The sequence below is a fragment of the Burkholderia sp. MSMB1835 genome, assembly GCF_001526365.1.
Classification (GTDB): Bacteria; Pseudomonadota; Gammaproteobacteria; order Burkholderiales; family Burkholderiaceae; genus Burkholderia.
This window is the reverse complement of record NZ_LOYP01000018.1, coordinates 262,033-287,614: the sequence shown is the minus strand read 5'-3', so window position 1 is coordinate 287,614 and position 25,582 is coordinate 262,033. Positions and strand designations below refer to the sequence as shown.

13 protein-coding genes are annotated in these 25,582 nt (G+C 69.5%); 7 read left to right on the top strand and 6 right to left on the bottom strand.

Annotated features, from left to right (window positions below):
* Window positions 1-62 precede the first annotated feature (62 nt).
* The 6 genes from WS96_RS09070 to WS96_RS09045 form a co-directional block, all read right to left on the bottom strand.
* Window positions 63-647, bottom strand: coding sequence for a hypothetical protein (locus tag WS96_RS09070; protein ID WP_059832029.1), 585 nt, complete (start codon window positions 645-647; stop codon window positions 63-65).
* Window positions 648-802: 155 nt separating this feature from the next.
* Complete coding sequence (locus tag WS96_RS09065) at window positions 803-2,434, bottom strand: hypothetical protein (protein ID WP_059832027.1); 1,632 nt, start codon at window positions 2,432-2,434, stop codon at window positions 803-805.
* A 44-nt stretch (window positions 2,435-2,478) separates the two neighbouring features.
* Entirely contained in the window at window positions 2,479-2,760 is a 282-nt protein-coding gene (locus tag WS96_RS09060; RefSeq protein WP_034204447.1) for a hypothetical protein, read from the bottom strand.
* A 73-nt stretch (window positions 2,761-2,833) separates the two neighbouring features.
* Window positions 2,834-3,424, bottom strand: a complete 591-nt coding sequence (locus WS96_RS09055; RefSeq protein ID WP_034204446.1) for a hypothetical protein — start codon at window positions 3,422-3,424, stop codon at window positions 2,834-2,836.
* Between the two features lie 111 nt (window positions 3,425-3,535).
* Complete coding sequence (locus tag WS96_RS09050; protein ID WP_059793470.1) at window positions 3,536-3,859, bottom strand: hypothetical protein; 324 nt, start codon at window positions 3,857-3,859, stop codon at window positions 3,536-3,538.
* Window positions 3,860-6,034: 2,175 nt separating this feature from the next.
* Window positions 6,035-6,958: an AraC family transcriptional regulator gene (locus WS96_RS09045; RefSeq protein WP_059832025.1), complete on the bottom strand. Its 924-nt coding sequence runs from the start codon at window positions 6,956-6,958 to the stop codon at window positions 6,035-6,037.
* A gap of 180 nt (window positions 6,959-7,138) precedes the next feature.
* Here WS96_RS09045 and WS96_RS09040 point away from each other — a divergent pair, with 180 nt between their 5' ends.
* The 7 genes from WS96_RS09040 (at window position 7,139) to WS96_RS34035 (ending at window position 25,550) form a co-directional block, all read left to right on the top strand.
* Window positions 7,139-7,600, top strand: coding sequence for a (2Fe-2S)-binding protein (locus WS96_RS09040; RefSeq protein WP_034204443.1), 462 nt, complete (start codon window positions 7,139-7,141; stop codon window positions 7,598-7,600).
* 2 nt (window positions 7,601-7,602) lie between these two features.
* Complete coding sequence (locus tag WS96_RS09035; RefSeq protein ID WP_059832023.1) at window positions 7,603-9,813, top strand: xanthine dehydrogenase family protein molybdopterin-binding subunit; 2,211 nt, start codon at window positions 7,603-7,605, stop codon at window positions 9,811-9,813.
* A 730-nt stretch (window positions 9,814-10,543) separates the two neighbouring features.
* Window positions 10,544-10,942, top strand: a complete 399-nt coding sequence (locus WS96_RS09030; protein WP_059832021.1) for a winged helix-turn-helix domain-containing protein — start codon at window positions 10,544-10,546, stop codon at window positions 10,940-10,942.
* A 401-nt stretch (window positions 10,943-11,343) separates the two neighbouring features.
* Window positions 11,344-12,495 (top strand): type III secretion system cytoplasmic ring protein SctQ, encoded by a 1,152-nt coding sequence (gene sctQ, locus WS96_RS09025; protein WP_059832019.1) that lies wholly within the window; start codon window positions 11,344-11,346, stop codon window positions 12,493-12,495.
* 3 nt (window positions 12,496-12,498) lie between these two features.
* Window positions 12,499-13,173: a type III secretion system export apparatus subunit SctR gene (gene sctR / locus WS96_RS09020; RefSeq protein ID WP_006480865.1), complete on the top strand. Its 675-nt coding sequence runs from the start codon at window positions 12,499-12,501 to the stop codon at window positions 13,171-13,173.
* On the top strand, window positions 13,170-13,958 hold the full coding sequence (locus WS96_RS09015; protein WP_059832017.1) for a lytic transglycosylase domain-containing protein: 789 nt from the start codon (window positions 13,170-13,172) through the stop codon (window positions 13,956-13,958). Before sctR ends, WS96_RS09015 begins: the two co-directional genes overlap by 4 nt.
* Window positions 13,959-14,153: 195 nt before the next feature.
* Complete coding sequence (locus WS96_RS34035; protein ID WP_059832015.1) at window positions 14,154-25,550, top strand: LWXIA domain-containing protein; 11,397 nt, start codon at window positions 14,154-14,156, stop codon at window positions 25,548-25,550.
* Window positions 25,551-25,582 lie beyond the last annotated feature (32 nt).

Sequence of the window (25,582 nt, the reverse complement as noted above, 5' to 3'; positions counted from 1 at the left end):
GCGCGTGGCGGGGCCCGGGGTCCCGCGGCGCGGCGCCGCTCCGTCCTCGAATCGACGCCGCGCTATCGGCAGAACACGACGCGTTGCGTGTAGATCTGCGGCTCGACGGCGGGCTTCGCCGCGCCGTTGAGATCGTCGCGATAGGCGCGGTAGGTCTTGCCGTTCACCGTCACGTCCGACGCGCGGGCCGTTTCGATCCTGGCGAGCCCGGTGTACCGCCATTCGTTCACCCGGTCGGCCGCCGCGACGCTCGACTCGCCCGCGATCTTCTGCGTGATCGCGCTGCCGTCGCTCCACGGTTGCGTCTGCATCGCCTCGGTGTGCTGCGTCGCGCCGACCGTCTTGCCGGTCGACTTCGGCCCGCTCTGCGCATCGAACGGCGCACCGCGGCCGTATACCGGCGCTTGCCACGACGGCGCATGGCCCGCTTCCGGCATCATGTAGACCATCTGCGGGTCGCCGATCATCACCATCGGCGCGCATGCGGTGTTGTCGGGACGGCCGAGCGTCGACAGCGCCTGCTGGACGCTCGCGGCGTTCGCGAGGGTCTGCTCGTTCAGGATGACGAAGACCGCGGGATTCTGGAAAACCGACTGCGCAGCGGCTTGCACGCTGGCCAGCAGCAAAGCGACCAAAAAGATCCTCATGATTGCGGCCTCCTCGCATCCTCGTCACGCAAAAAGAGGTGTTGACCTCGGGGAGGGGAACAACACCCGTCAAACCGGAAAAAACCGTCGGGCATCGGGCCGAACGCCTGCCGTGCGACCCGCGCGCCGGTCGCACGGCAAACCGGCCCGCATGCTCACGACGAGGTACTCGTCGAGATGACGGCCGGCGCCGGCGCGACCGGTGCAGCCGGTGCGGCCTGCTGGTCGACCGTGGCCGGCGACAACGCTTGTGCCGGATCGGTCAGCGCCGGCACGTCGGCGGGCGGCGCAGCCGTTGCGGCCGCGGCTGCGTCCGGCAACTTCGCGTCCGCTGCGGGCATGTCGGCGGGCGCTGCCGCGACGGCAGGCAGCGCGGCCTCCGGCGCAGGCGCTTCGGCGGCTGCCTGCGGCGCCGGCTCGGCGGCCTTCGCATCGGCAGCCGGCGCCACGGCGACGGTTGCCGCCGGCATCGGTTCGGCAACCGGCTCGCCTGCAGCCTGCACCGGGTCGGTCGCGGCCGGCATCGGCTCCGGTGCGTTGGCGGCGACGGGCTGGGCAGGCTCGGGCGTCTTGTCCGCGACGGCCGGCACAGGCTCGGACGCCTTGTCGGCCACTGCCGGGGCAGGCTCGGGCGCTTTGTCGGCGACCGGCTGCGCGGGCTCCGGCGCCTTCGTCTCGGCGACCGGCGCGGCAGGCGCCGGCGAAGCCTTGTCCGCCACGGCCGGTGCGGCCGGTGCAGCGATGACGGCCGCTGCCGGCACGGTAGCCATGACGGCAGCCGGCACCACCGACGCTGCGGGCGCGGTAGCGGCGACGGCGGGTGCGGCAGCCGCCGCGGCAGCCGGGACTGCGGCGGCAACGGCCGGCGCCGCAACCGCCGCAGGCGCCGGGGCCGCGGCGGCGACAGCCGGCGTCGCAACAGCCGGAGCGGCGGCGACAGGCGCCATCGTCGGCACAGGAACCGGCACCGAAACCGCCGCAGCGCGCATCGACGTCGTCTCGATCGGGCGCGTCGGCGCGGACGCCGGCGCGGCCGAGCCGAGCGGCGGCAGGCCCATCCGGTCGCGCACGATCGGATCGCGATACTTGATGTCGTCCGCGACGGTCGCTTCGACGCTGGGCGCCACGTTCGAACGCGCGAGCGGCGCGGTCGTGCCCGGGCACAGATGCCCGGTCGCCTCCACCGCGCGCCGGTTCGCATCGCTCTGGCACAACAGCGCGAGCGCCACGTCGGTCAGGCCCATCGCACGGAATTCACGCGCATCGAGACGCCGCACGCAGGCCTGGTCGACCAGCGTCGTGCCGCCCGTCGCGCCGAACCCCGGGAACGACACGCCGACGCTCACCGAGCCCATGCAGGTATCGGACAGCGTGGTCGTGAGGCCGGGCGCCTGGATCGACGGGTTCGTCTTGATCGTCTGCGTGCCCGAGTAATTGACGTTTTCCGAGGTCTGGGTGTTGTACGGGTTGGTGCCGGGCGCGCCGGACGACTGCAACGAGTTCACGCTCTGCGGCGTCACGTTGCCGCCGGCCGTGCTGGCCGGCATCGTCACGTTGACGTTCACGCTCGAATTGCCGCTGCCGCGCACCCCGCTGGAGCTGGTGGCATTCCCCCCGCGCGAACTCGTCGTATTCGTGTTCATGCTCGAGCCGCCGCCCTGGCTGATCGCCGTCGACGAGGTCGACGATTGCGCGCTCGACGTCGAATCGGCGGTTTGCGCGTGGGCGCCGATCGTGGTCATCGCGAACATCGCCGCACATGCCACCTTGATCCTGTTGCTGTTCATTTCACTCTCCGGACGAGGTTTGACCTCCCACCCAGGCAACCGTACTAATTCCCCTGAATGCCTTCAGTTTTCGCTGCTCCCCCGAACTGCTTCCAGCCGCTGCCCAGCTGGGACCACGATCCGGCCGACATGCCCTGCCATTGCTGGGCGTCCGGTCCGCCGATGGCGCTGCCCGACGAAAGCGTTTGTTGTTCTGACGGTTTGGTTGTCTGAGAAAGGTTGTTTGACGTCTGCATATTCGATTGCCCACCATCGGCAGCACGGTCAGCGCCATACGCCGTCAGAGACGCGAGCATCAGAGCGGCGGCAATCAGGTTCTGCTTCATGCCAACTCCTTACGTGACAACGATGCGGAAAAGAGACCAGCGTCGCTGGGAAACTGGTCCCCCCCACACCTGACTAATGACTGCTCCCGGTCGCGCTCGAGTCGCCCTGGCTTCCGCCCGACGCGGACGGCGAACCGGCCGGACCGGTACTCCACACGCTCGACGAGTTGAAGTGATTCGAGCCCGCGATCGCGCCCGACCCGCCACTGCCCGTCCACCCCGCGGCACCCGCGTTGGCAGTGCCGTGATCGTTCGCGCCCGTGGCCGTGTAGTGGTTCGCGCCGAGTACGATCGTGGCGGTCACCCCTCCCGAAAGCGCATTCGCGTTCTCGTTCGTGCTGCCGTTTCCGGCGAACGAGCCCGCTGCGCCGATCCCGCCGCCTGCCGCGAACGCGCCCCCGTTCGTGCCCGAACCGCTGGCCGTCGAAGTCGAGTTGTGAAAAGCGGACGCCGTACCGGCGGAGCCGGCGGGTGTCACGGTACTTCCTGCATTCGCGCCGGCCGTCGAGGTCGAATTGCTGGTATAGCTGCCGGAGCCGACCAGCACCGAACCGGAAACACCCGCCGCAACGGACTGCGTCTGGTTGGTCGTGGACGATCCGGCCGCCAACGCAGCGGACGAAATGACGGTGAGCGCTGTCGCTAACATGACTTTGGCTTTCATAGCAATTCCTTGCTGTGAGGAAGTTCGACGGTGGCGGAGCCGGGCCCGCCCTGGCGGGACAAAGCCCGGCATCCGTACCGCCAGCCAATGACGAACGCTACGCGTCGCGGCTTAGTGGTGATACGTCCAGCCGGTCGAGCCCGCGTTCGCGCCGCTGCTGCCGCCTGCTTGTGCGCCGCCGAAGCCGAAGCCGCCGACCGTCGACGTTTGCGTGTGGTTCGTGTACGAGACCGAACCGCTGCTGCCGCCACCGGCCATTGCGCCGGCTGCGCCGAGTGCCGAGCCGGAATCGGTTGCGGTGAAGTGGCCGAACCCGGCGACCCCGGCCATCGTCTGGCCACCGCTCGACGAGTTGCTGCTCGAGATCGTGCCGCTCGCTGCAAACGCTGCACCCGAAACCGCCAGAACTGCTGCTGCAATCAGAAGCTTCTTCATGGTCGACTCCATAACGGCGTGAAGAGAATGAGCATGGAAGATCGCACGCCATCGACCTTCCCGCCTCGAACAATCCTTAAAAATAAGGATTGCTATCGAATAAAGAAATTATTTCAGGCTCGTAAATTGGCTTTTTATTTTTTTGGCCAGCCGAAGTCTAGTTTTATGTTTATAAGTTATCCAAAATTTATGAGTAGGTGTTTTCTATCATTTTTATGAACATTGGAATTCACTCTAAACACCATTCATTAAATTTACCGGAATGACGCACACATCTTTCCGGCTCGCGGTTTTCAATACCCCGTCCAAAACGGATACCGGCACCGGCACCCGTTTCCGGAATTGAAAACTGGCGAATGTATCGACTACCGCAAAACGCAGCGCCCGCTCGACACGCGCCCTTCAGCCGGGCGACGACGGACTTGCATTGCAGCCAGACGACATGTCTGCTCCCTGAGCTGACGAAGAAAGGCCTTCCGGATAACCCGGCCGACGCGCGTTCGATCTAGCCCAGCCGGCGCCGGCACTGGCCCGGCGCGATCGAAACGGCTCTGCACGGTTGAAGAGGAATCGGCGCGACGCTGTCCGGCACGAACAGCGCGCCCCACCCGGGAACGCCGAATGAAGTCGAGCATCGCTGTCGCCAGGTTGTCGCGCGAAACGACAAGCGCTCCAGCACGCGATGCGCGCGGAGGGCGGGCAATCGGCAAGGCGCCACCGACGACGCTGGCACTGCGTCGCAAGCGCTACCCCCATCGATCCGACTACCCCTATGGTGCGCGAGAAACGCGCGGGTCAAGCCACTGCTTATAGTGTTCATCGCCGCTTCCCCGACTGGCTCGTGACGAACTGGCCGCCCCCACATCGTTGTTGCATCGTGTCGACCGCTCGCCGGTGCGTCCACTCTCGCAAACGGCATGCCATGCGATATTCCACTGCGCATTGCGCGCGGCTCGCGGCCGCCGGCCCCGCCCATTTCGCCAGGAACGGCATTTTTCGTTTCACGAATGTATCGCGATAACGATCCCCGCACGGCGGCGATCATTGAACACGACGACGCAATGCCTTGATTTGACGGACGAATCGGGCAAACCGGGGCGCGCCGGACGTCCCCGCCGACGGTTGTTTCAAACTTGAGAGCCGTCTCTCGACGCAGGGCCCGTGGTTCGCGCGTTTCCGCTGACAAACCGCGTGTTGCGGCAGGCCGGCAACCGTCCGTTACCTCGGAGCGAAAGGGGTTCCGGCCGCTCGATGCCCCGCGCCGCACGGCCGCCGATACGGCCGGAACACGGGTTTCCCCCGAAATACGAAAAGAATTTGATTCATCCGTGAAAATAGCCACACGATCGTGCGGGGAAAAACCTTGCCATCCGGCACGCTGCGGGCGTAACAACTAAAACAAATGTAAACGCGAGATCCGGACAAAAAAAACGCGCCCGTCGCTTTTTCATTTCAATTCGACCAGCCATTTCATGAATCCCCGACGATCGATTCATCGAAGAAACGTTTTCGAGCATTTATCCGGCTTTTCTCATCACTGAAACATGACGACCCAAAACAGCATGCACATCGTCAATCTCGTAAAAACCTGATTGGGCGCGCGGTTCGTCGCATCGAACCGTATCGATCCCGCGATCGCCGCGGGTACTTCCCTGTCCCCACGATTCACGCATGAAACACCAACGCGTGCGCCGAACGGTCATGACCCGGCCGCGCCCGCATGCAGCGGGACTTCGCCGTTCGTGGCATGCCGGATGCCCGATGTCCGGCTCTCGACGAACGGCCCGTCACGGCACACGAAATACAGGCGGCGGCCCTCTTGAACCGGCGTGTCGTGGAAAAGGCGATGAAGGTCGCCGCCGGTCGATGCTTGCGTCGTTCAAGCATCAACGGGGGTGTCGGCGAAACCGGAGCGCCCGTCGCGGCGCTTCGTCGACATCGCCGGAGCGTTCGCATGAAGGCGCGCGTGACGGGGGAAGCGGGCTATGTCGGCAGCCATCCGTGCAAGGCGCTCGCGAAAACCGAACACGAGCCGTGTCGCATACGACGATCGCTTGCCCGGCCATTGCGACGCGGGCCGCAGCGGGCCGCAGCGGACCGCGCGTCGCGGCCGATATCTTCGACCGCAACCCACCGTCATCGCGACATGACGATCGATGACCGGCCGGCTGCCCGTCAGCCGAGCAGTTCCTTCTTGCGCAGATGCACGACGTCGCGCATCGGCGGCGCGCCGAACAGCCGGCTGTATTCGCGGCTGAACTGCGACGCGCTTTCGTAGCCGACGACGGCCGCCACCGACCCGACGTCGCCGCCCTGCCGCAGCAACAGCCGTCGCGCCTCGTGCAGCCGCAACTGCTTCTGGTACTGCAGCGGGCTCAGCGTCGTCACGTGCTTGAAATGATGGTGCAGCGACGACACGCTCATGTTGACCGCCTGCGCGAGCGACTCGACGCGCATCGGCTCCGCGAAGTGATCGCGGATCCATTCGATCGCACGCGCGATCCGGTGCGTCTGGCTGCCGGCGATCGCCATGTGCCGCAGCCGCGTGCCCTGCCCGCTCGTCATCAGCCGGTACAGCACTTCCTTCTCGATCAGCGGCGCGACGACCGCGATGTCGGCCGGCGTATCGAGCAGCCGCAGCAGCCGCAACGCCGCATCGAGCAGCGGCGGCGTCAGCTCCGCGAGCGCGATCCCTTCGCCTTCCGGGCCCCCGTCGGGCTCGGGCAGCCGCATCTCGGCCGCCAACTCGACGATGCGCTGCGGATCGAGCGTCAGCGACAGGCACAGGTACGGTTCTTCCGCCGACGCACGCGTCACGCGCGAGAGGATCGGCAAGTCGATCGACGTAATCAGGCAATTGTGCGCATCGTATTCGTACGCGTGGCCGGCCACGATCACGCGCTTCGCGCCCTGTGCGGCGATCACCAGCGCGGCGCGCGACACGCCGCAGCCGAGATCGACCGGCCGCGTGTGCCGATGCAGCATCAGGCCCGGCACGGCCGTCGAGTGCGAGCCGTCCGCCGGCGCGAAACGGCCGATCAGCGACGCCAGCTCGCGCCGCCCGGATTCGCGCGACGCCACGATATCGGTCATGTCCATGACGCATCCTCGAATGATTTCCCGTGTCGCGCGAGCATAGCGAAACGGCTCGCGGCGCGCAGGGGATTTGCAGGATTGTTCAATAAATTTGCAGGATTGGGTAGACGCAAAAACCGGCGGCTCGCGCACACTCGCGCTAATCCGGCCCACGCCGGGTTTTCCCCACGGAGACAACCCAAAATGCCTACCTCGTTTGTCCTGAACGGCAAGAACGTCACGCTCGACGCCGATCCGTCGATGCCCGTCCTCTGGGCGATTCGCGAACACGCGGGACTGATCGGCACGAAATTCGGCTGCGGCATGGCGCAGTGCGGCGCGTGCACGGTGCATCTCGAAGGCCAGGCCGTCCGCTCGTGCGTGCTGCCGCTCGCCGGCATCGCGGGCAAGCACGTCACGACGATCGAAGGCCTGCAGAGCAAGCCCGCGCAGGCCGTGCAGGCCGCGTGGGTCAAGCTGCAGGTGCCGCAATGCGGCTATTGCCAGTCCGGCCAGATCATGTCGGCCACCGCCTTGCTCGAACAGAATCCGAAGCCGACCGACGCGGACATCGACGCCGCGATGAACGGCAACCTCTGCCGCTGTGCGACCTACGCCCGCATCCGGGCCGCGATCCACGACGCCGCCGCGACGCTGGGAGCCTGACCATGACGATCGAACTCGACCACACCGATTCGGTGCGCCCGTCGCGCCGCACGTTCCTGAAGGCCGCGGGGGCAGCCGCCGCCGTCAGCCTGACCATCGGCTTCGACTGGGCCGGCCTCGGCCGCCGCGCGCTCGCCGCGACCGCGCCGGCCGGCGATTTCGCGCCGAACGCATTCCTGCGCATCACGCCCGACGGCGCCGTCACGGTGATCGCGAAGCACGTCGAAATGGGCCAGGGCGCGTATACGGGCATCGCGACGATCGTCGCCGAGGAGCTCGACGCCGACTGGTCGAGCGTGCGCGTCGAAAGCGCGCCGGCCGATGCGAAGCGCTACGCGAACCTCGCGTTCGGCACGATGCAGGGCACGGGCGGCAGTTCGGCCATGTCGAACTCGTGGCAGCAACTGCGCGAAGCGGGCGGCAAGGCGCGCGCGATGCTCGTGTCGGCCGCGGCGGCCCGCTGGAAGGTGCCTGCCGCCGAGCTGACCACCGCCGACGGCGTCGTCACGCACGCGAAAAGCGGCAGGACGGCCGCGTACGGCACGCTCGTCGCCGATGCGTCGAAGCTGCCCGTGCCCGACAAGGTCACGCTGAAGCAGCCGGCCGATTTCAAGTTGATCGGGCACCGGATTCCGCGCGTCGACGCGTCGTCGAAATCGAACGGCACCGCGCATTTCACGCTCGACACGACGTTTCCCGGCATGCGCGTCGCGCTGCTGCAGCGGCCGCCGCGCTTCGGCGCGACGGTGAAATCGTTCGACGCGACGGCCGCGAAGGCCGTGCCGGGCGTCGTATCGGTCGTGCAGGTGCCGGGCGGCGTCGCGGTCGTCGCGACCGGCTTCTGGGCCGCGAAACAGGGCCGCGATGCGCTGAAGATCGAATGGGACGACACGAAGGCGGAGAAGCGCGGCTCGGACGAGCTGATGCGCGAATACCGGCAACTCGCCGAGAAGCCGGGCACGTCGGCGCGCAAGGACGGCGATGCCGATGCGGCGATCGCCGGCGCGGCGCGCAAGATCGGCGCGACGTACGAATTCCCGTATCTCGCGCATGCGCCGATGGAGCCGCTCGATGCGGTCGTCAAGCTGACGGCGGACAGCTGCGAGATCTGGGCCGGCGACCAGTTCCAGACGGTCGACCAGGGCAACGCGGCCAGGACGGCCGGGCTGAAACCCGAACAGGTGCGGATTCACACGCTGTATGCGGGCGGCAGCTTCGGCCGGCGTGCGAATGCGTGGTCGGACTACGTGGTCGAGGCCGTGTCGATCGCGAAGGCGCTCGGTGCGGACGGCAAGCCCGTCAAGCTGCAATGGACGCGCGAGGACGACATCCAGGGCGGCTTCTACCGGCCGATGTACTTCCACAAGCTCGACGCGGGCCTGACCGCGGACGGCCGGCTGGTGGGCTGGCGCCACCGGATCGTCGGCCAGTCGATCCTCGCCGGCACGCCGTTCGCAGCGTTCATGGTCAAGAACGGCATCGACGCGACGTCGGTCGAGGGCGCGGCGAACCTGCCCTACGCGGTGCCGAACGTGTCGGTCGAACTCACCACGACCCAGGTCGGCCTGCCGGTGCTGTGGTGGCGCGTGGTCGGCAGTTCGCACACGGCCTATGCGGTCGAGGCATTCATCGACGAAGCCGCGCACTCGGCCGGCAAGGACCCGTATGCGTTCCGCCGCGACCTGCTCGCGAAGGAGCCGCGCATGCGCGCGGTGCTGGACCTGGCCGCGCAGAAGGCCGGGTGGGATCCGGCCAAGCCGCTGCCGAAGGGGCGCGGGCGCGGGATCGCGGTGGCCGAGGCGTTCAAGAGCTATGTCGCGCAGGTGGCCGAGGTCTCGGTCGACGCGGACGGCAAGGTGAAGGTCGAGCGCGTGGTGTGCGCGGTCGACTGCGGGATCGCGATCAATCCCGACATCGTCGCCGCGCAGATGGAGGGCGGCATCGGTTTCGGGCTCGGCGCGGCGATGCACAGCGCGATCACGCTGAAGGACGGCCAGGTCGAGCAGCGCAACTTCGACGGCTACCACGTGCTGCGGATGGCGGAGATGCCGAAGGTCGAAGTGCATATCGTGCCGTCGGCGGAAGCGCCGACCGGGGTCGGCGAGCCGGGCGTCGCGCCGGTCGGGCCGGCCGTGGCGAACGCGATCTTCGCGGCGACCGGCAAGCGGCATTACATGCTGCCGTTCGATTCGGCGGATAGCGCGAAGGCCTGATACGCGGAAACGCCGGCTGCCGGGCGACGCATGCCCCGGGGCCGGCGTTTTTCAATGCATCGCGAGAACGCCCGGTTTTTCCGAGCTAAAGCCGCGCGATATGGGGCGGCCCGGCGTCGCTCACGCTTGGTCGACTTCAGGCCAAAGCCTCAAAAAATCCATCGCACGCAATTGCGGCACGAGCGCAGCGGCCAGCGGGGTATCGCTGACGGCAAGTCACCGCCGCGAAGAATCGACCCGCTCGGCGGCCTGCCCGAGCAGCGGATCGAGTACGCGATCTTCGGGAAACAACGGTTCGAAGGTGGCGACGGCCGTCATGCTTCCTCGTACGGTTCCATGTAGGGTTCGATGTCGGCAATTGAATCGTGTATGTCACTGATTCATATTGAGTTTTCATTGACACATGTCGGGTCCAATGTAGGGTTCCATGTAGGGTTTCCGACGCCCGCCGCCAACCCGGGGCGAGCACGTGTTACCGGCGCCCCCCACGTTACGTCGGACGTAACGCCCGTAACGTCGCGACGCGATGCTACGTAACAATCCTTCAGCGCCATTCCGTCCCCTTCATCGATCGCCCGGCGGCTTCCCGTTAAAAATTCTTTTAAATTCAAGGCTGCCGCGCCGTCCGCGCCGACGACGGCCCGCTATTACCGTCTGACGATCCGCCCCTGGCCCGGAAGTTGCAGCACAAGGCCCGCAAACACTCCTTTACGGACATGCGAGGGCCACCATGGATTGCAAATACCTGTACATCGACAATATAAAAATCAACTTCGTGCGCCGCACGATCGAAATCGACAACAAGGTCGTCGACGTGACGCCGCGCGAATTCGACGTCGTCGAATTCCTGCTCGACAACATGAACAAGATCGTGCCGCGGCAGGCAATCCAGGAGGCCGTGTGGGGCCGTGAGCTCGGCGTGTCGTCGCGCACGCTCGACACCCATATCTCGCGGATCCGTTCGAAGCTGCAGCTCGAACACGACAAGAATCTGCGGATCATCCCGATCTACGCGGTCGGCTATCGCCTGGTGCTGTTCGGTGCGGCGATGACGCACGTCGAACGTCACGACGCGGCGCCGATGCAGCGCACGACGCCACAACCGTCGATGGCCGCCGAGTACGCATAACGCGTCATCCGCGCGCCGCCCGGTCGCGGCGCGCCGGCCACGCTTTCCCCACCGCGCTGCGCGGATTCGCAGCACCTCGCGACCGGCCGGCCGGACGCGGCCTGCACGCCGCCCGGCCCGCCAGCCAGTCGCACCCAACCGCCGCCTCCGGGCGGCGGTTGCTTTTGGCCGCCCGCCGTGGCGGCGCCCGCTTCATCGCGCTCCACCGCCCTCCGCCGTCGTTCGTCGCGCTTCGTAGCGCCCCGCTCGCACCGTCTCCACGCAACGGTCGCGACTACGGATTCCGGCGCGGCACGCGGCCATCGCCGTCCCTACAATCGACGCAGCAGCCGCGCGCCCCTCGGCGCCGCCGGCCCCAGAACAATCCGTCGAACCAACGCCGAATCCGCCCCGATCCCGCCGTGCCTGCGCTGTTCCTGACGAATGCCGACGCCGGCGACGCCGCGAACCGGGCCATGCCCGCCGCTTCCCCGCCGCCCGCCGCCGCGCCGGCCGCGGTCGCGCTCGACGCGTCGCCCTACCTGCCGCGCCTGTCCGCCGCCGCCGCGCGCGGGCTGTCGCATGCGTACTGTGCGACCGGCGCCGTCCCGGTCACGCTCGGCGAGCATGCGTACGAGGTGCGCTGGCGCGTCGACGCCGAGCCGGCCGCCGATGCGCACGCGTACCGGTTCGTCGTCGGCCCGGCGGCCGGCACGCTGTGGATCGACCCGGTCGCGGAAACCGAATGGCTCGGCGATGCGGCCGACCCGGCGGTCCCGGCCGTGATCCGCGCGGCGCTGCTCGCCGACCTGTGCGCGCCGCTCGCGGCGGTGCTGCAGGCCGCGACGCGGCAGCGCGTGGAACTGCTGCCGCCGCCGGGCGGCGCGCCGGCCTCGCATGCATCGCCGGCCACGCTGCGGTTCGAGCTGCGGCGCGCCGACGCCGCGTGGCGCTGCCACGGCGCGCTGCTGTTCGACGCGCCGGATGCGCTGGCCGTGTTCTTCGCGACCGCGCCGGCCGCGCTCGCCGACGCGCGCGCGGCCTACGCGAGCCTGCCCGTGCCGCTCGTGTTCGAGATCGGCCGCACCGAGCTGACGACGGCCGAGCTGGCCGATGTCGTCGGCGGCGACATCATCGCGATCGAGCACTGGCAGGCGCACGAGCAGAACCTGCTGTGCGTCGCGCGGCTGCCGGCCGCGCCGGCGTGGGAGATCACCGGACGGCCGTCGGGCAACCGGCTGACCGTCGAACGAATCAGGGAGATGCCTTTGGAACCGACCCGCACCGACTCGCCGCCGACGACGCACGACGCGCCGCCGGCCGACGCGCCGCGCTCGCTCGACGGCCTCGCCGTCGACCTGCGCTTCGAGCTGCCGCCCACGTCGATGCCGCTCGGCGAGCTGAGCGCGCTGCAGCCGGGCGCCGTAATCGAGCTGCAGCAAGGGATCAACCAGAGCGTGATCCATCTCGTCGCGAACGGGATGCTGATCGGCACCGGCCATCTGATCGCGGTCGGCCAGAAGCTCGGCGTACGCGTCGTCACGCTGACGCAACCCGCGCCGCGCGAGCGCTGAACGATGGGCAATCTGCCGAATCCGGTCGCGCTGATCGCGGTGATCGCCGCGCTCGGCATCGCGCCGTTCGCGGCGCTGATGGTGACGAGCTACACGAAGCTGGTGGTCGTGCTCGGCCTGCTGCGCTCCGCGCTCGGGATCCAGCAGGTGCCGCCGAACCTCGTGCTGAACGGCATCGCGCTGATCCTGTCGCTGTTCATCATGGCGCCCGTCGGGATGTCGATCCGCGACGCGCTGCAGGCGCGCCACTTCGATGCGTCGGGGCAATTGTCGACCTCGGACATCGGCGCGCTCGCCGATGCGGCGCTGCCGCCGATCAAGGATTTCCTGGTATCGCATACGCGCCAGCGCGACCGCGAATTCTTCGTGCGCACCGCGACGTCGGTCTGGCCGAAGAACCGCGCGGACGGCATCAAGGACGACGACCTGCTCGTGCTGGTGCCGAGCTTCACGCTCGCCGAGCTGACGAAGGCGTTCCAGATCGGCTTCGTGATCTACATCGTGTTCATCGTCGTCGATCTGCTGGTCGCGAACATCCTGCTGGCGCTCGGGATGCAGATGATCTCGCCGACGACGATCTCGGTGCCGTTCAAGCTGCTGCTGTTCGTCGCGCTCGACGGCTGGTCGCTGCTCGTGCACGGGCTCGTGCTGTCGTACCGCGTGGCGGGGGCGGGATGAACGCGCGCCGCCTGCGAACCGCCGCCGCCTTCCTGTGCGCGCTGGCCATGCTCGCGCTCGCGTGCCTGCCGGCGCGCGTCGCGCAGGCGGCCGGCGGCGGCGCCGGTTTCGCGCAACTGGCGCGCGCCTGCGCGCCGAACGTCGATCCCGCGACGCTCGCCGCGCTCGTGCGCACCGAGTCGGGTTTCAATCCGTATGCGATCGGCGTGGTCGGCGGGCACCTGACGCGCCAGCCCGCCTCGCTCGACGAGGCGCGCGCGACTGCGCGCGAACTGTCGTCGCGCGGCTTCAGCTACAGCGTGGGCCTCGCGCAGGTGAACGAACGCAATTTCGCGAAATACGGGCTCGACGAAGCGACGATGTTCGAGCCGTGCCGCAACCTGCAGGCCGGCGGCGCGATCCTGACCGAATGCTTCGCGCGCTCGTCGGGCACCGGCCGCGCCACGCAGGCCGCGTTGCGCGCGGCGCTGTCGTGCTACTACAGCGGCAACTTCACGACCGGTTTTTCGAGCGGCTACGTGAGCCGCGTCGTCGCGAGCGCGCAGCGCAATGCGCGCGAAGGCGGCATCGAGCCGATTCCCGTCGTGACCAACACGCCGCCGCCCGCGCGCCAGCGGCGCATGGCCGCGGCCGCCGCGACGCCGCCCGAACGCGCGCGCCGCCTGCCGTCGGCCGCCGCGTCCGCGGATGCGCCGTCGTGCCATGCGCGCCCGGTGCTGATGATGTGCCGCGGACTGCCGGCGAACCAGGCGAAGCGGCTGTGCGTGCGGTGTCTCGATCAGTAAGTCGGCCCGCCCCCATCGCGCCCGCTCCACTTCGCCGCCGTTCGTAGCGACGCCCCGGCGGCGCGTGCGCATCGGCATTGCGCTACGAAACGCGCTGCGTCGTCGCGGTGCATGCCTTTCTACACTCCAAGCTTGACCGTAATGGCATCGTAATGCGCGCGCCGTCGAGAGCACGGCGCGACCGGGAGGAGTTTGATGCTGGATATCGACGGCGTCGGCATGGGCGCCAACTGGATGGCGTTTCTCGAGCGCACGCTCGAAGCCGAACGCGCGCAAGCGGCGGCCGAAGCCGCACGGCAATCGGGCGACCCGTCGAAACAGCAGACCGCCACGCCCCCGCCGCCGCCGATCACGGTGCAGGTCACGCCCGATACGGACCCGTCGAAGCCGACCAATGCCGAAATCGCGTCCGCGACCGCGCTGATCCGGAGTCTCGCCGAACAATACCGGCCGAAGCCGCCCGACATCACGGTCGACGATCCGCTGACCCAAGCCGCGCAGACCGCGATCCAGGGCGCGCAGACGCAATACGACAACGCGCTGCAGGACGAACAGGACAAGCAGACCGCGCTGACGAACGCGAAGAACGATCCGTCCACGACGAAGGACGCGCTGGCCGGCGCGCAAACCGCCTACGACAACGCGCACCAGGCCACCGCGAAGGCGGAAAAGGAGCTCGGCGTCACGACCGACGCCGGCTACATGATCGCGTATGCGCAGCAGGCCGATCATGACAACGAAGCGCTCGATCCGACACGCGCCGGCTCCGCGCAATCGGACGCGAACGCGGCGCTCGACCGGTTGAAAGCGGCCGTCCCCGGCGTCGACGATCCGGCCAAGGTATCGCCGCGGGACGACTGGACGCCGCAGCAGAAGCAGGCCTACGACGCGTGGCAGCAGGCGGACGCGAAGCTGTCCGAAGCGAAGGCGCTGCACAACGCCGACATCGCGAACTCGAATCTCGCGCTCGCCCAGTTGCAGTCGTATGCGTCGAACGGCGATTACGCGGATGCAATGGACGCCGGCATCGCGCGCATCAACAAGCAGCTTGCGCCGCTCGATCGCGTGATCGACGTGCCGCCGGCGCTGAAGCCCGACGAGGCCCGCACGCAACTGACGCAGAGCGCCGACGACGCGAACTATGCGAACGCGTGCCTGAATGCGGCGACCGACGCGGCGAAGGTCGCCGACATCCAGGGCACGTACAACGCGGTGTCCGGCAAGTACGGGCCGACCGTGATGAGCACGACGGTCGCCGCGCAGCAAGACCTGCTGGACCACGCGCAGGCAAGCGCACGCGTGAGCGGCGGCTATTTGCAGATGCTGTATGCGAATCGTCAGGTCGACGAACAGCAGAAGCACTACGACGCCACGCAAAAGAGCGCGACGCAATGGCGCCGCGACCATCCCGGCGTCAAGCTGATGGATCCGCGCGCCGATCTCGGCGTCGAAGACGCGGCCACGCAGTTGTCGAAGGCGAAGGATGCCGCGAGCCTCGCGCACGACGGCTATGTCGCCGCGTACGGCAACGCGCTCGCGATCCACTACGACGATCTCGCCGCCGGCGTGCAGGATCGGTACGACCACCGGACGATGTGCATCGCGAACGATCCGACGCCGCTCGAGATCAAGGGCCTGAAAACGATCGCGTCCGCGCTCCATCAGGCGGACGAGCGGATGACCGCGTCCGTCAACGAGCGGGCGACGAAGCAGGCGCTCGTCGATGCGCAGGCGAAGCAGCAGGACCTGAAGATCAAGGTCGACGGATTGCAGGCCCAGTACGACCAGTGGAACCGCGATCACGGCATCGGCCCGACGCCGAGCGTGTTCTCCATCGCGAAACCGCAAGGCACCCCGAAGAACATCCCGTTGACGGCGCCGGTGCCGTTCGTCGTCAATCCACACGCGAAACCGCTTTCCGATGCACTCGCGGAGCTCGATCAGGCGAACCAGGATGTCCAGCGCGCGCAACTGCGCAGCGAAACGTTCCATCAGCAGGTGCTGTTCAACGAATTCGACGCGCATCTCGACGAGCGGCTGCGCAATCCAAAGACCGAATCCGATCAGAAGGACTACGCGAAGGCGCTGTCCGACTTCTTCGGCGCGCACCGCAGCGAGCTGTCGCAGTCGCTGCTCGACAAGGCCGGCGAAGCCACGCAGCACGGCACGAGGATCGACTTCGGCCGGCTGAACCCAACGGAGCAGCGCAACCTCGTCGGCGTCGCGATGGGGCTGTCGCCGGATCACGCGACCGGCGATCCGCACGCCGCGCAGTTCAGCGACGGCAAGAAGCTCGAATCGATCGACAAGGTGCGCGACGAGCTGCTGAAGGTGGGCGGCGGCGCCGGCACGCGCGTCAACGTGATGCCGATCGTCTATGCGTCGAAGGACGCCGGCCTGGTCACGAGCGCGATCTTCAAGGTCACGAACGAGAACGGCGACACGCATTACGTCGACGATCAGGGCGCGAAATACTCGAGCATCGACAACTTCATCGACGACAACTCGCTGTCGTCGGACGGCACGCTCGACATCGCGACCGGCTACGACGCGAACGGCACCGCGCGGATCGACCCGCACAACACCGCGCACGACGACAGCTGGTGGGAAAGCGTGATGCACACGTTCGGTTCCGGCGACGTGAACCTCGGGATGCTGCTCGGCGGGATCGCGCTCGAAGTCGGCGGCGGCCTGCTCGACGCGACGGTGTTCGGCGCGCCGCTCGGCGTCGCGCTCAACGTGGCCGGCACCGGGCTGATCTACACGTCGGCGGCGGCAGCCGTCGCGAACTCCGGCTACGATCTCGCCAATCGCATCCAGCACGATCGCACGATCAGTCCGCTCGACGCGGAAGCGCGTGCCGATTACCTGAACCTCGTGCCGGCCGGCGTCGGCGGCGTCGGCAAGATCGCCACGCTGCTGAACGACTCGAAGGGGCTCGCCACGTTCGTGCGGCGCGCGACGACGGTCACCGGCCTCGGCGGCGCGGCGGAAGCCGGCGTGCAGTTCGTGCACGATGCGCTGACGGGACACACGGACCGGCTCGCCGGCGATGCGTCGTCGTTCATCCTGAATCTCGGCCTCGCGCAAGGCCACCAGAAGCTCAAGGCCGTGACGACCGGCATCGTGCGGCGCACCGGCGGCTTCGGCGGCCGCGACCTGAACAATCGGGCCGTGCAGATCGGCGACCAGACCGTGCGCATCGGCCAGAGCCGCTACACGGCGACCAACACGCTGCGGCTCGGCCGCACGCGCGCGACCATCGACGGCCGCAGCGTGACCGTGGCCGGCGACGGCACGCTGATGGTCGGCAAGCGCGTGCTGACCTACGAAGGCGTGCCGATCCGCGTATTGAGCCGCGCGAATGCGGTGAATACCGGCGCACGCGGCAAGACCGGCACCACCGCGTTCGTCGACCACGAAGGCCGCATCACGATCGCGGAGCGCGTCGACGGCTCGTGGCGCACCCTCGAACGCACGCGCTTCAACCGCTACGACACCGATGGCCGCATCACGGCCGGCCGGGACGGCAGCCTGACGCTGTCCGACGGCATCGAGCTGCGCGCGCCGAGCCAGGTCGGCGCCCCGCGCGGTGCGTCCCCGGCGCCCGCCGCGCCGACGCCGGCCGCGCCGCCGCCCGACGACGGCGCACGCACGAATGCGGCCCGCGCGACCCCGTCCGCGCTGCGCGCGGCAGCGGACCCGACGGCGGCCGTCGCCGAGCCGGCCGCCGCGACGTCGCGCGCGACCGCGCAGGCGGGCCGCTCGTCCGCGCAGGTACGCGAACGCGCCGCCGAGAACGACCAGGACGCGCGCACCGCATCGCGCGCGGATCGCCGCAGCGGCGACGCACGGACGATCCAGTACCGGCGGGTCGCCGATCCGGCCGAAGCCGGCGCGGGCGGCCCGCTCGAACCGCTGACGTTTCGCCAGCGCGTCGCCTGGACCGTCCTCCATGCGATCGAATCGTCCCCGCTCGCGCCGGGCTTCGCCGCCCGCGATGCGGACGTCGCGGTCGCGACCGTCGGCCCGCGCGTCGAGCAGCACAGCTACGGCGGGCGCACGTTGTTCGTCGTGCGCAACGGCCGCGCGGATGCGCCGCTGACGCGCCCGGACGGCACGCCGTTGTCCGGCCACGAACTCGCGCTCGACACGCGCCACGGCCTGCCGGCGCCGTCCCGGCTCGACGAGCCGATCGTGCTCGTCGCGGAAGGTGCGGAGGCCGGGCTGGCGCCCGAACTCGCGAACGTCTGGAACCGCCCGGTATTCGTCGCACCGCGCGGCGCGCTCTCGGCGGACGGCACGATCCGCGCGACCAGCGGCTTCGTGCGCTTCGATCCCGCGCCGCATCCGGACGTCGCGCTCGGGCCGCTGCGGGCGGACGGCCTGCAGGTATTCCACGCGGACAGCGGCAAACCCGTGGACCTGAACGAGCATCTCGGCGCGCTGCTCGGCTTCGGCGCGCACAAGGGCGGCTTCGCGCTCGGCCGCGACGCGGTCGTCGCCCTCTACGAGGATTTCAGCACGCGCGCCGAACAGCGGGCCAGCGCCGACGCCGAGCGCGCGGCGCTCGCGTGGCTGCGGCGTCGCTACGATCTGCCGACCGTCGCGATGGACGGCCCGTTTTCGCACGCCGATCGCGTCGCGGTGCTGTACCAGCCGCGCGGGCTGCATACCGGCGATGCCGGGCGCGGGCTGCTGCCGACGACGCTCGACCCCGAAGCGCTGCAGACCTTGCGCACGCTGCGCGATGCGATTCAGCAGGACCGGCTCTACTTCGATCCGCAAGGCGTGTACCGCGACGGCCGGCTGCTGCTCGCGGATCCCGGCCCGATCGAGACCAACAGCGACGCGTACCGTCAGACCCTGGCCGACGTCGACGATCAGATCACGCTGCTCGAGCGCGGGATCGAGCGCGGCGACGTGAAGCTCAAGCGCCCGGACGTGCAGATGCGCGCCGGCGGCGCGCCGCTGCCGAACCAGGTCAGCGCGCTCGCCGAACAGTCGGGCACGCTCGCGCAGCAGATGCGCCTGCTCGGCAGCGACCGTTCGCGTGCGAACGCCACCGGCAAGCGTCCCGGCGGCCGCCATACGCGCAAGGCGCTCGAAGCCGAGGCGAGCCGGCAGCTCAATGCGTTCGAGGCCCGCTACGATGTCGACCTCGGCAATCGCGGCGATGCGCCGCCGCGCGATGCGGGCGATCCGCCGCACGACCACGGGGGCCGCGACAAGCCGCGCGACGATGCGCCGCGCTCGATGCGCGAGATCCAGGCCCGGCGCGTCGCGTGGTCGCGCGCGCATGTCGAGCGCAACGCGTCGCCGTTCGGCGCCGCGACGCCGGCGCTCGATGCGCTGGGGCTCAGGCGGCGCGGCCTCGTGTCGATGGATGAAGCCGACCGTCTCGCGATCGTTCACGCCGACACGCAGCCCGACGGCACGCTGCTCGGCCCCGACGGCCGGCCGATCGATCCGCACGGCTTCTCGCTGCTGTCGGACGCGCCGTACGCGGGCCAGCGCGTGGTGATCCTGGCCGCGCGGCACGCGAACGAAGGCGCGGCCGCGCAACTGGCGAACCTGTGGCAACGCCCCGTCTATGCGGTGCATCCGGACGCGGTCGGCGCAGGCGGCAACCTGACCGACCTGTCGGGCATGAATCGCTACGTGCCGGCCGCCTACACGCAACCGGCGCTCGGCGAGCTGTCGGTCACCGGCGGCCGGCTGCACGTCGCCGGCGACCCCGCGCGCGCGGTCGATCCCGCCGACCATCTCGGCCCGCTCGTCGGCTCCGGGCTCTACAAGACGGTATTCGACGGCGGCACGGGCCAGGCCATCGGCTTCTTCCGCGACACGTCGCCGGACGGCGTGGCAGTCGCGCACGAGGAAATCGGCGCCGAACAGGGCGGCCTGCGCGAACTGAAACGGCTGGACCTGCCCGTCAGCACGGTCGACGGGCCGTTCTCGCACCTGGGCCGGGTCGGCGTCGTGTACAAGCCGGCCGCGCTTCTGAGCAGCGCCGCGATGGAGAAAGGGCTCGGCCTGCCCGGCGTGGTCCGGCGCAGCGGTCTCGGCGATCTGGCGAACATTCGCAACGTCACGCAACGGCACGGGCTGCTGTACGACTTCCAGGTGCTGTTCGGCCGCGATGGCGAAGTGCTGCTGCACGATCCCGGCCAGGTCATGCACAAGGCGGACCCGGAAGGCGAAGTCGTCGAGCGGATCGACGAAGTCATCGACACGATCCAGCGCGGCATCGCGACGGGCCGCATTCGCCTGGCCCATCCCGCGTACGCCGAAAGCGGCGCATACGCGCAACGCCCGGGCGTGCTCGGGCGCGTCGTGCAGCGGTTCCGCGGCCGCGTGCTGCTGATGCGGGCGCATGCGATCGCGCGGCAATCGCCGACCTTCCGCGCGCAGATGCGGCTGGCCCGCAGCGACGGCTGGACGATCCGCGTCGGCACGCCGGGCGGCGGCCATTACGCGGATGCGCAGACCCGCACGATCGTGCTCGACGGCAATACGCGCCGCGCCGGCACGCTCGTGTTCGTGTGGGGCCACGAACTGCAGCACAGCGTCGATCTCGCGACCGGCGCGCTGGCCGCCGAACACGCCAGCCCCGAAGCCGCGGTGGCCGCGCTGCTGAAGTCGGATGCGCGCGCGGAGGTCAACGCGTACACGATACGCAACGAAATCCTCGCCGCCGGCGGGCGCGACATCGCGGCCCACGCGACGCTGCCCGACGCGCTCGCCCGGGCGACAGAGCATGCGCTGACGAGCCGCGACCCGGCCGCGCTCGATGCCCTCGCGGATACGTTCGGCGACATGCGCACGTCGACGCCCGGCAATCCGACCTATCGCGACTACTACGGCGAACAGGTTCGTTCGGCCGCCGGACGCCCGGTCGCGGCACGGCTCGCCGCGCCGGCGCGCGGCCGCCATGCGGTCGACGGCAGTGCGATGAAGCGTGCGCGCGCGTGGCTCGACGAGCGCGACATGCGCACGCTGACACGCGCCGAAGGCCAGCACGCGCCCACGCTCGGACACCTGGTGCAGCAGACCGGCACCGACACGACCCTGCTGATCTCGCGCGCCGGCAAGCCGACGCCCAACGCGCCGCCGACGTTCGTCGCGACGGCGCACGTCGATGCGAACGGCGCGATCCTGCGCGTCCGCTTTCTCGGCAACGCGCTGAACGCCGAGGAACGGCAGGCGCTGAAGCAGGCGTTGTCGAGCGCGATGGAACGCAGCGATCCGACCGGCACCGCCGCCGCGCGCCGCGCGTTCGATTTCCATGCGTCGCCCGTCACGCACCGCGATCTGGTCGCGCTCGGCGGCCCGGCGAAGATCAAACCCGCGCGCGAAGGCGAGACGGTCGAATTCACGCGCAACGGCCGCGTGCGCGATGCGTACGTCGATGCGATCGACGCGCTGTCGAATGCGCCGCATTTCGCGCGCGCGAAACAGGCCGTCGCGGCGGCCGGCCACGCCGATACGATCTACGTCGTCGACAAGGCGACCGGCAAGATCGCCGGTCATGCGCGCTACGACTCGGCCACCGGCGTCTGGCAATACCAGGAAAACGCACCGCACGCGCAGACCCGCGTGAAGGCGCGCCCGCTCGCCGCCGCGTACCCGCAGCGCGGGCGCATCCGGTTGCGGCCGAACGGCAAGCTGCACAGCGTGCCGCTGACGCGCGCGCGCACACGCGGCATGACGTTCTTCGTCAGCAGCGTCGAACCGGCCATGCTGGCGCGGGTCGGCGACCGCTTCGACGCGCCGCGGCCGCCGAAGAAGGACAAGACGGAAGTCCTGCCGCGCCGCGGCCTTCAATACGGCGGCCATGTCGCGATCAGCGGCGTGCACGGCCTGCGGCGCCGCTTTGCGTCGCTGACCGGTGCGGGCGCCGCGATCGCGCTGCGCCGCGCCCGCGCGATCGCGACGCTCGGCCGCGCGTCGCCCGCGACGCGCCCGCTCCCGGCCGGCGGCACCCGCACGCCCGCGACCACCGCGCTGGCGCCGGCGCCCCGCACGTTCGAAGCCGGCCTGCTGCCCTCGGCGTCCGGTCATGCGCTGGATTTCAGCGGCCACAACATCGTGCACCTGCTCGGCCTCGCGAAAGCGCGCGGCCTCGTGCCCGGCAAGCATTTCATCTACGTGTATGGCGGCGGCGACCGCATCGCGTACCGGCTCGGCAAGCCGCGCGCGGTGATCACGGCCAACGCGGAAGGCGAACTGACGTGGCACGACAACTGGCGCAAACCGGACAGCCCGGGCGTACCGCTCGAGGCGTCGCCGATCGGCGGCGGCCCGTACGGCGGCGACACCCATCTGCTGCTGACCGAACTCGCGCCGGATGCGCTGGCGGAACACGCGCGCGGCACGCGACTCAAGACGCTCGAGACCCGCCTCGCGGACGTCGACGCGCTCGCCAAAGATCCGTCGCCGGAAACGTCCGACGCGCGGCGCAACTGGGGCGCGGCCGAGGCGCGGCGGCTGCGGTCGCAACGCAACGCGGCGCTGCAGGCGATCCGCCGCGCGAACGCCGCGGCCGCGCGCAACGGGCAGGCGGCATCGGCCCATCCGGTGCTCGACGTGCGGACCTATCAACCGTCGCTCGTCAGCACGACGCAGGTCGAATCGCTGCAGCGCTATGGCGACGGCAACGCGTCGGCCCTGCTCGCGCACTACGACCGGATCGACGCGCTCGTGCAGCACGCGCGCGATCCGCGCGCCGCGCCGCTCGAAGTCGACGACGCGGTCGACGGCGTACCGCCGGCGATCATGGCCGACGCGCAGGCGTTGCGCGACACCGGCATGCCGCTGTACGTCGCGCGAGACTGGTCGGGCGGCGGCTCGCGCTATGCGCCGATTCCGCTCAGAAAAAAGGTGCTGAGCCGTTTCAGCACCGCGCTCGCGACCGATCGCGCGCTGCGCCGTCGGCTCCTCGCCGCCGATCCCGCGTACCAGCAGCGCGTCGTGCCGATGAGCCGCGCGTTCCGGCTCTCCGACGATCCCGCGACGTTCGTCGCGCAGATCGAACGGCACGGCGGCGTGATGGCGGCCGTGACGGTCGTGATCGATCCGCACACGCTCGCGGCCACGCGCGGCGCGAAGCACGACCCGGCCGCCGTGCACGACGCGAAGTCGATCGGCGACCACCGCGACGCGACGATCGACTACTGGACCGGCACGATCACCGGCGCGAACGGCAAGTCGATGCGTATCGACGATCTGGCCGAGCAATACGTGCACGACTGGCTCGACGCGTCGTCGAAGGCCGGTTTCCTGCTGCGCTTCGAAATGGCGCCGGCGCGGGCGCTGGTGTCGTCCGTCGATCACCGGCACCAGCCCGGCCCCAACACCGGCTATCACGACCACGCGCGGCTCGGCGCGCTGCTCGAATCGTGGAACCGGAAGCACCTCGGCCAGCCGGCGCCGCACGTGATGGTGACGTTCCACGGCTGGGACACCGTGCCGGAGCCCGCGTCCGGCGCGAGCCACCTGGAGCTCGCAAAATCGCTGCTCGACCATCCGGCGCTGCCGTGGGTGCACGTCGGGCTGTCGTACGCGACGCATGGCTCGGACTTCGTCGCGAACCAGGAACTGACGACCGCGCTCGCGACGCTGCTCGTCGAGCGCGCCAGGGCGAACGACCCGACGCTCGCACGGCTGCACGGCGCCGACGCGCTGACGCGCGTGTACGACCGCGTCGACCGCACGACGCTGATGAACCAGCACAGCCTGCTGCTCGCGGAAGTCGACCGCATCGGCCGGGCGCGCGGCATGTCGCCCGCGCGGATCGCGGCGTTGCGCCAGCAACTGTACGAAGGCAACACCTCGCAACTGCTGCATCGCGCCCGCTATGCGACGTCGCGCTTCGCGACCGACAAATGGGCCGCCGACCCGCGTCGTGCCCCAGCGGCCGGCGATGCCGCCCGGATGTTCACCGAACGGTGGCTCGCCGACGTCGGCGCGCGGCTCGCGGCGCCCGAACAGCTCGTCACGACGGACGGCGGCGGCACCGGCGTCGAGCCGCTGCAGGCCTGGCGCGAAGCCGTCCTCGCGCCGGCGCTCGTCGCCGCCGATACGCAACCGATCAGCGAAAGCCGGCTCGTCAGCGCGCAGACGAACGAACCGATGCGACCCGACGATCCGCTCGCCGCGGCCGCGGAACTGCATGCGCTGCGCCTGCATCAGCCGGACAGCTGGATCGCCGCGCTGCTGAACGGCAAGAACCTGATGTCGATCGCCGTCGGCGCGGCGGCCGGCTTCGCGGTCCATCACTTCGGCCTGACGCCGGACAAATTCAAGCAGGCCGCGAACGCGGCGTTCGTCGGCGTGCGGACCGGCCGGCTCGTGCAGGCCGTGCACCAGGACACCGTGCGCGCGCTGCAAAGCGGCGACCCGCGGCTGTTCGACCGCGTGATCGACCGCTTCGTCGACGGCTTGAACAATCAGCTCGATGCGCACCAGATGCATGCCGAGCAGCGCAACGCGTCGCTGATCCTGCTCGCGGAAAGCGCGCGCGCGAAGATCCATCTCCAGTTGGCATTGCACAAGGCCGCATCGCTGCCCGCGGACAAGACGCTCGAGTACACGAAGATGATCGCCAACGACATGCTCCAGCAGATGCAGGGCGTGCTCGCGGGCACCTCGATCCAGCAGCTGCATTACGGGAATCCGCGCCGCTTCATGGGCAAGGCCGGACGCGCCGCCGCGATCGCCGGCTATGCGAGCCTCGGCGAGCTGTCGCTGCATGCGCTGCTGCAGAATCCGTCGGTGGTGCCCGCGCTGGGCGCGGCCGGCGCGCTGCTCGGCATCACGTACACCGGCCTCGTGCAGGGCAGTGCATTCGCACACCTGAGCATCGAGCGGCGCAGCCGCGTCGTGCGCGGCATCGACCTGATGTCGGATCTCGCGAGCATCGCCGGCGGTGCGATCGCGCCGTTCGTCGGCCCGCATCCCGCGATCCACTCGGACCTGCCGATCGCGATTTCGTCGCTGTCGTCCGCGACGCTGCTCGCACTCGCGCGCATCGACACGCACTTCCCGAACCTGCCGAAGCGGCTCACCGGCTCGATCCCGACTTCGCTCATGGTCGCGCCGATTCTGATCTACGTCGGCAAGTGGATCTACACCGCGTTCGAGGACGACGACGGCAAGCCGCCGCCAGCCGGCACGCAGCAGCCGGGCAGTGGCTCGACCCAGCACGCGGTCGCGCCGTCGCCGCCCGCCACGCCGGGGCAGCCAGCGCCCGTCACGCACGCGGCGCAGCCGAGCGCCGCGCCCTCGCCGTCGCCGAGCGCCACGCCGTCCCAGCCGCAACCGTCGCCGCCGGGCACGCCGTCGACCCCGCCGTCGCCGTCGAGCGCCGCGCAGCCCTATATCGTCGTCGACGGCGATTCGCTGTGGGTGATCGCGGACCAGCATCGCCAGTCGCTGCTCGACGCCGCGCACGTGTCGCGTGCCGATCAGCAGGCGATGACGCGCGGCGAGCAGGATGCGCGTGCGCTCAACGAGATCCTGCAGCTCAATCCGTCGGCCGCGCGCGATCCCGCGCACCTGCCGATCGGCACGCCGCTGGTGGTCGGATGAGGGTCGGCCTGCCGCGCACCGCGCGCGGCGGG

Excerpts from the sequence above, each read along its gene's own strand:
- WS96_RS09070 (WP_059832029.1), bottom strand. The coding sequence starts at position 647 with ATGAGGATCTTTTTGGTCGCTTTGCTGCTGGCCAGCGTGCAAGCCGCT.
- WS96_RS09065 (WP_059832027.1), bottom strand. The coding sequence starts at position 2,434 with ATGAACAGCAACAGGATCAAGGTGGCATGTGCGGCGATGTTCGCGATG.
- WS96_RS09060 (WP_034204447.1), bottom strand. The coding sequence starts at position 2,760 with ATGAAGCAGAACCTGATTGCCGCCGCTCTGATGCTCGCGTCTCTGACG.
- WS96_RS09055 (WP_034204446.1), bottom strand. The coding sequence starts at position 3,424 with ATGAAAGCCAAAGTCATGTTAGCGACAGCGCTCACCGTCATTTCGTCC.
- WS96_RS09050 (WP_059793470.1), bottom strand. The coding sequence starts at position 3,859 with ATGAAGAAGCTTCTGATTGCAGCAGCAGTTCTGGCGGTTTCGGGTGCA.
- WS96_RS09045 (WP_059832025.1), bottom strand. The coding sequence starts at position 6,958 with ATGGACATGACCGATATCGTGGCGTCGCGCGAATCCGGGCGGCGCGAG.
- WS96_RS09040 (WP_034204443.1), top strand. The coding sequence starts at position 7,139 with ATGCCTACCTCGTTTGTCCTGAACGGCAAGAACGTCACGCTCGACGCC.
- WS96_RS09035 (WP_059832023.1), top strand. The coding sequence starts at position 7,603 with ATGACGATCGAACTCGACCACACCGATTCGGTGCGCCCGTCGCGCCGC.
- WS96_RS09030 (WP_059832021.1), top strand. The coding sequence starts at position 10,544 with ATGGATTGCAAATACCTGTACATCGACAATATAAAAATCAACTTCGTG.
- sctR (WP_006480865.1), top strand. The coding sequence starts at position 12,499 with ATGGGCAATCTGCCGAATCCGGTCGCGCTGATCGCGGTGATCGCCGCG.
- WS96_RS09015 (WP_059832017.1), top strand. The coding sequence starts at position 13,170 with ATGAACGCGCGCCGCCTGCGAACCGCCGCCGCCTTCCTGTGCGCGCTG.
- WS96_RS34035 (WP_059832015.1), top strand. The coding sequence starts at position 14,154 with ATGCTGGATATCGACGGCGTCGGCATGGGCGCCAACTGGATGGCGTTT.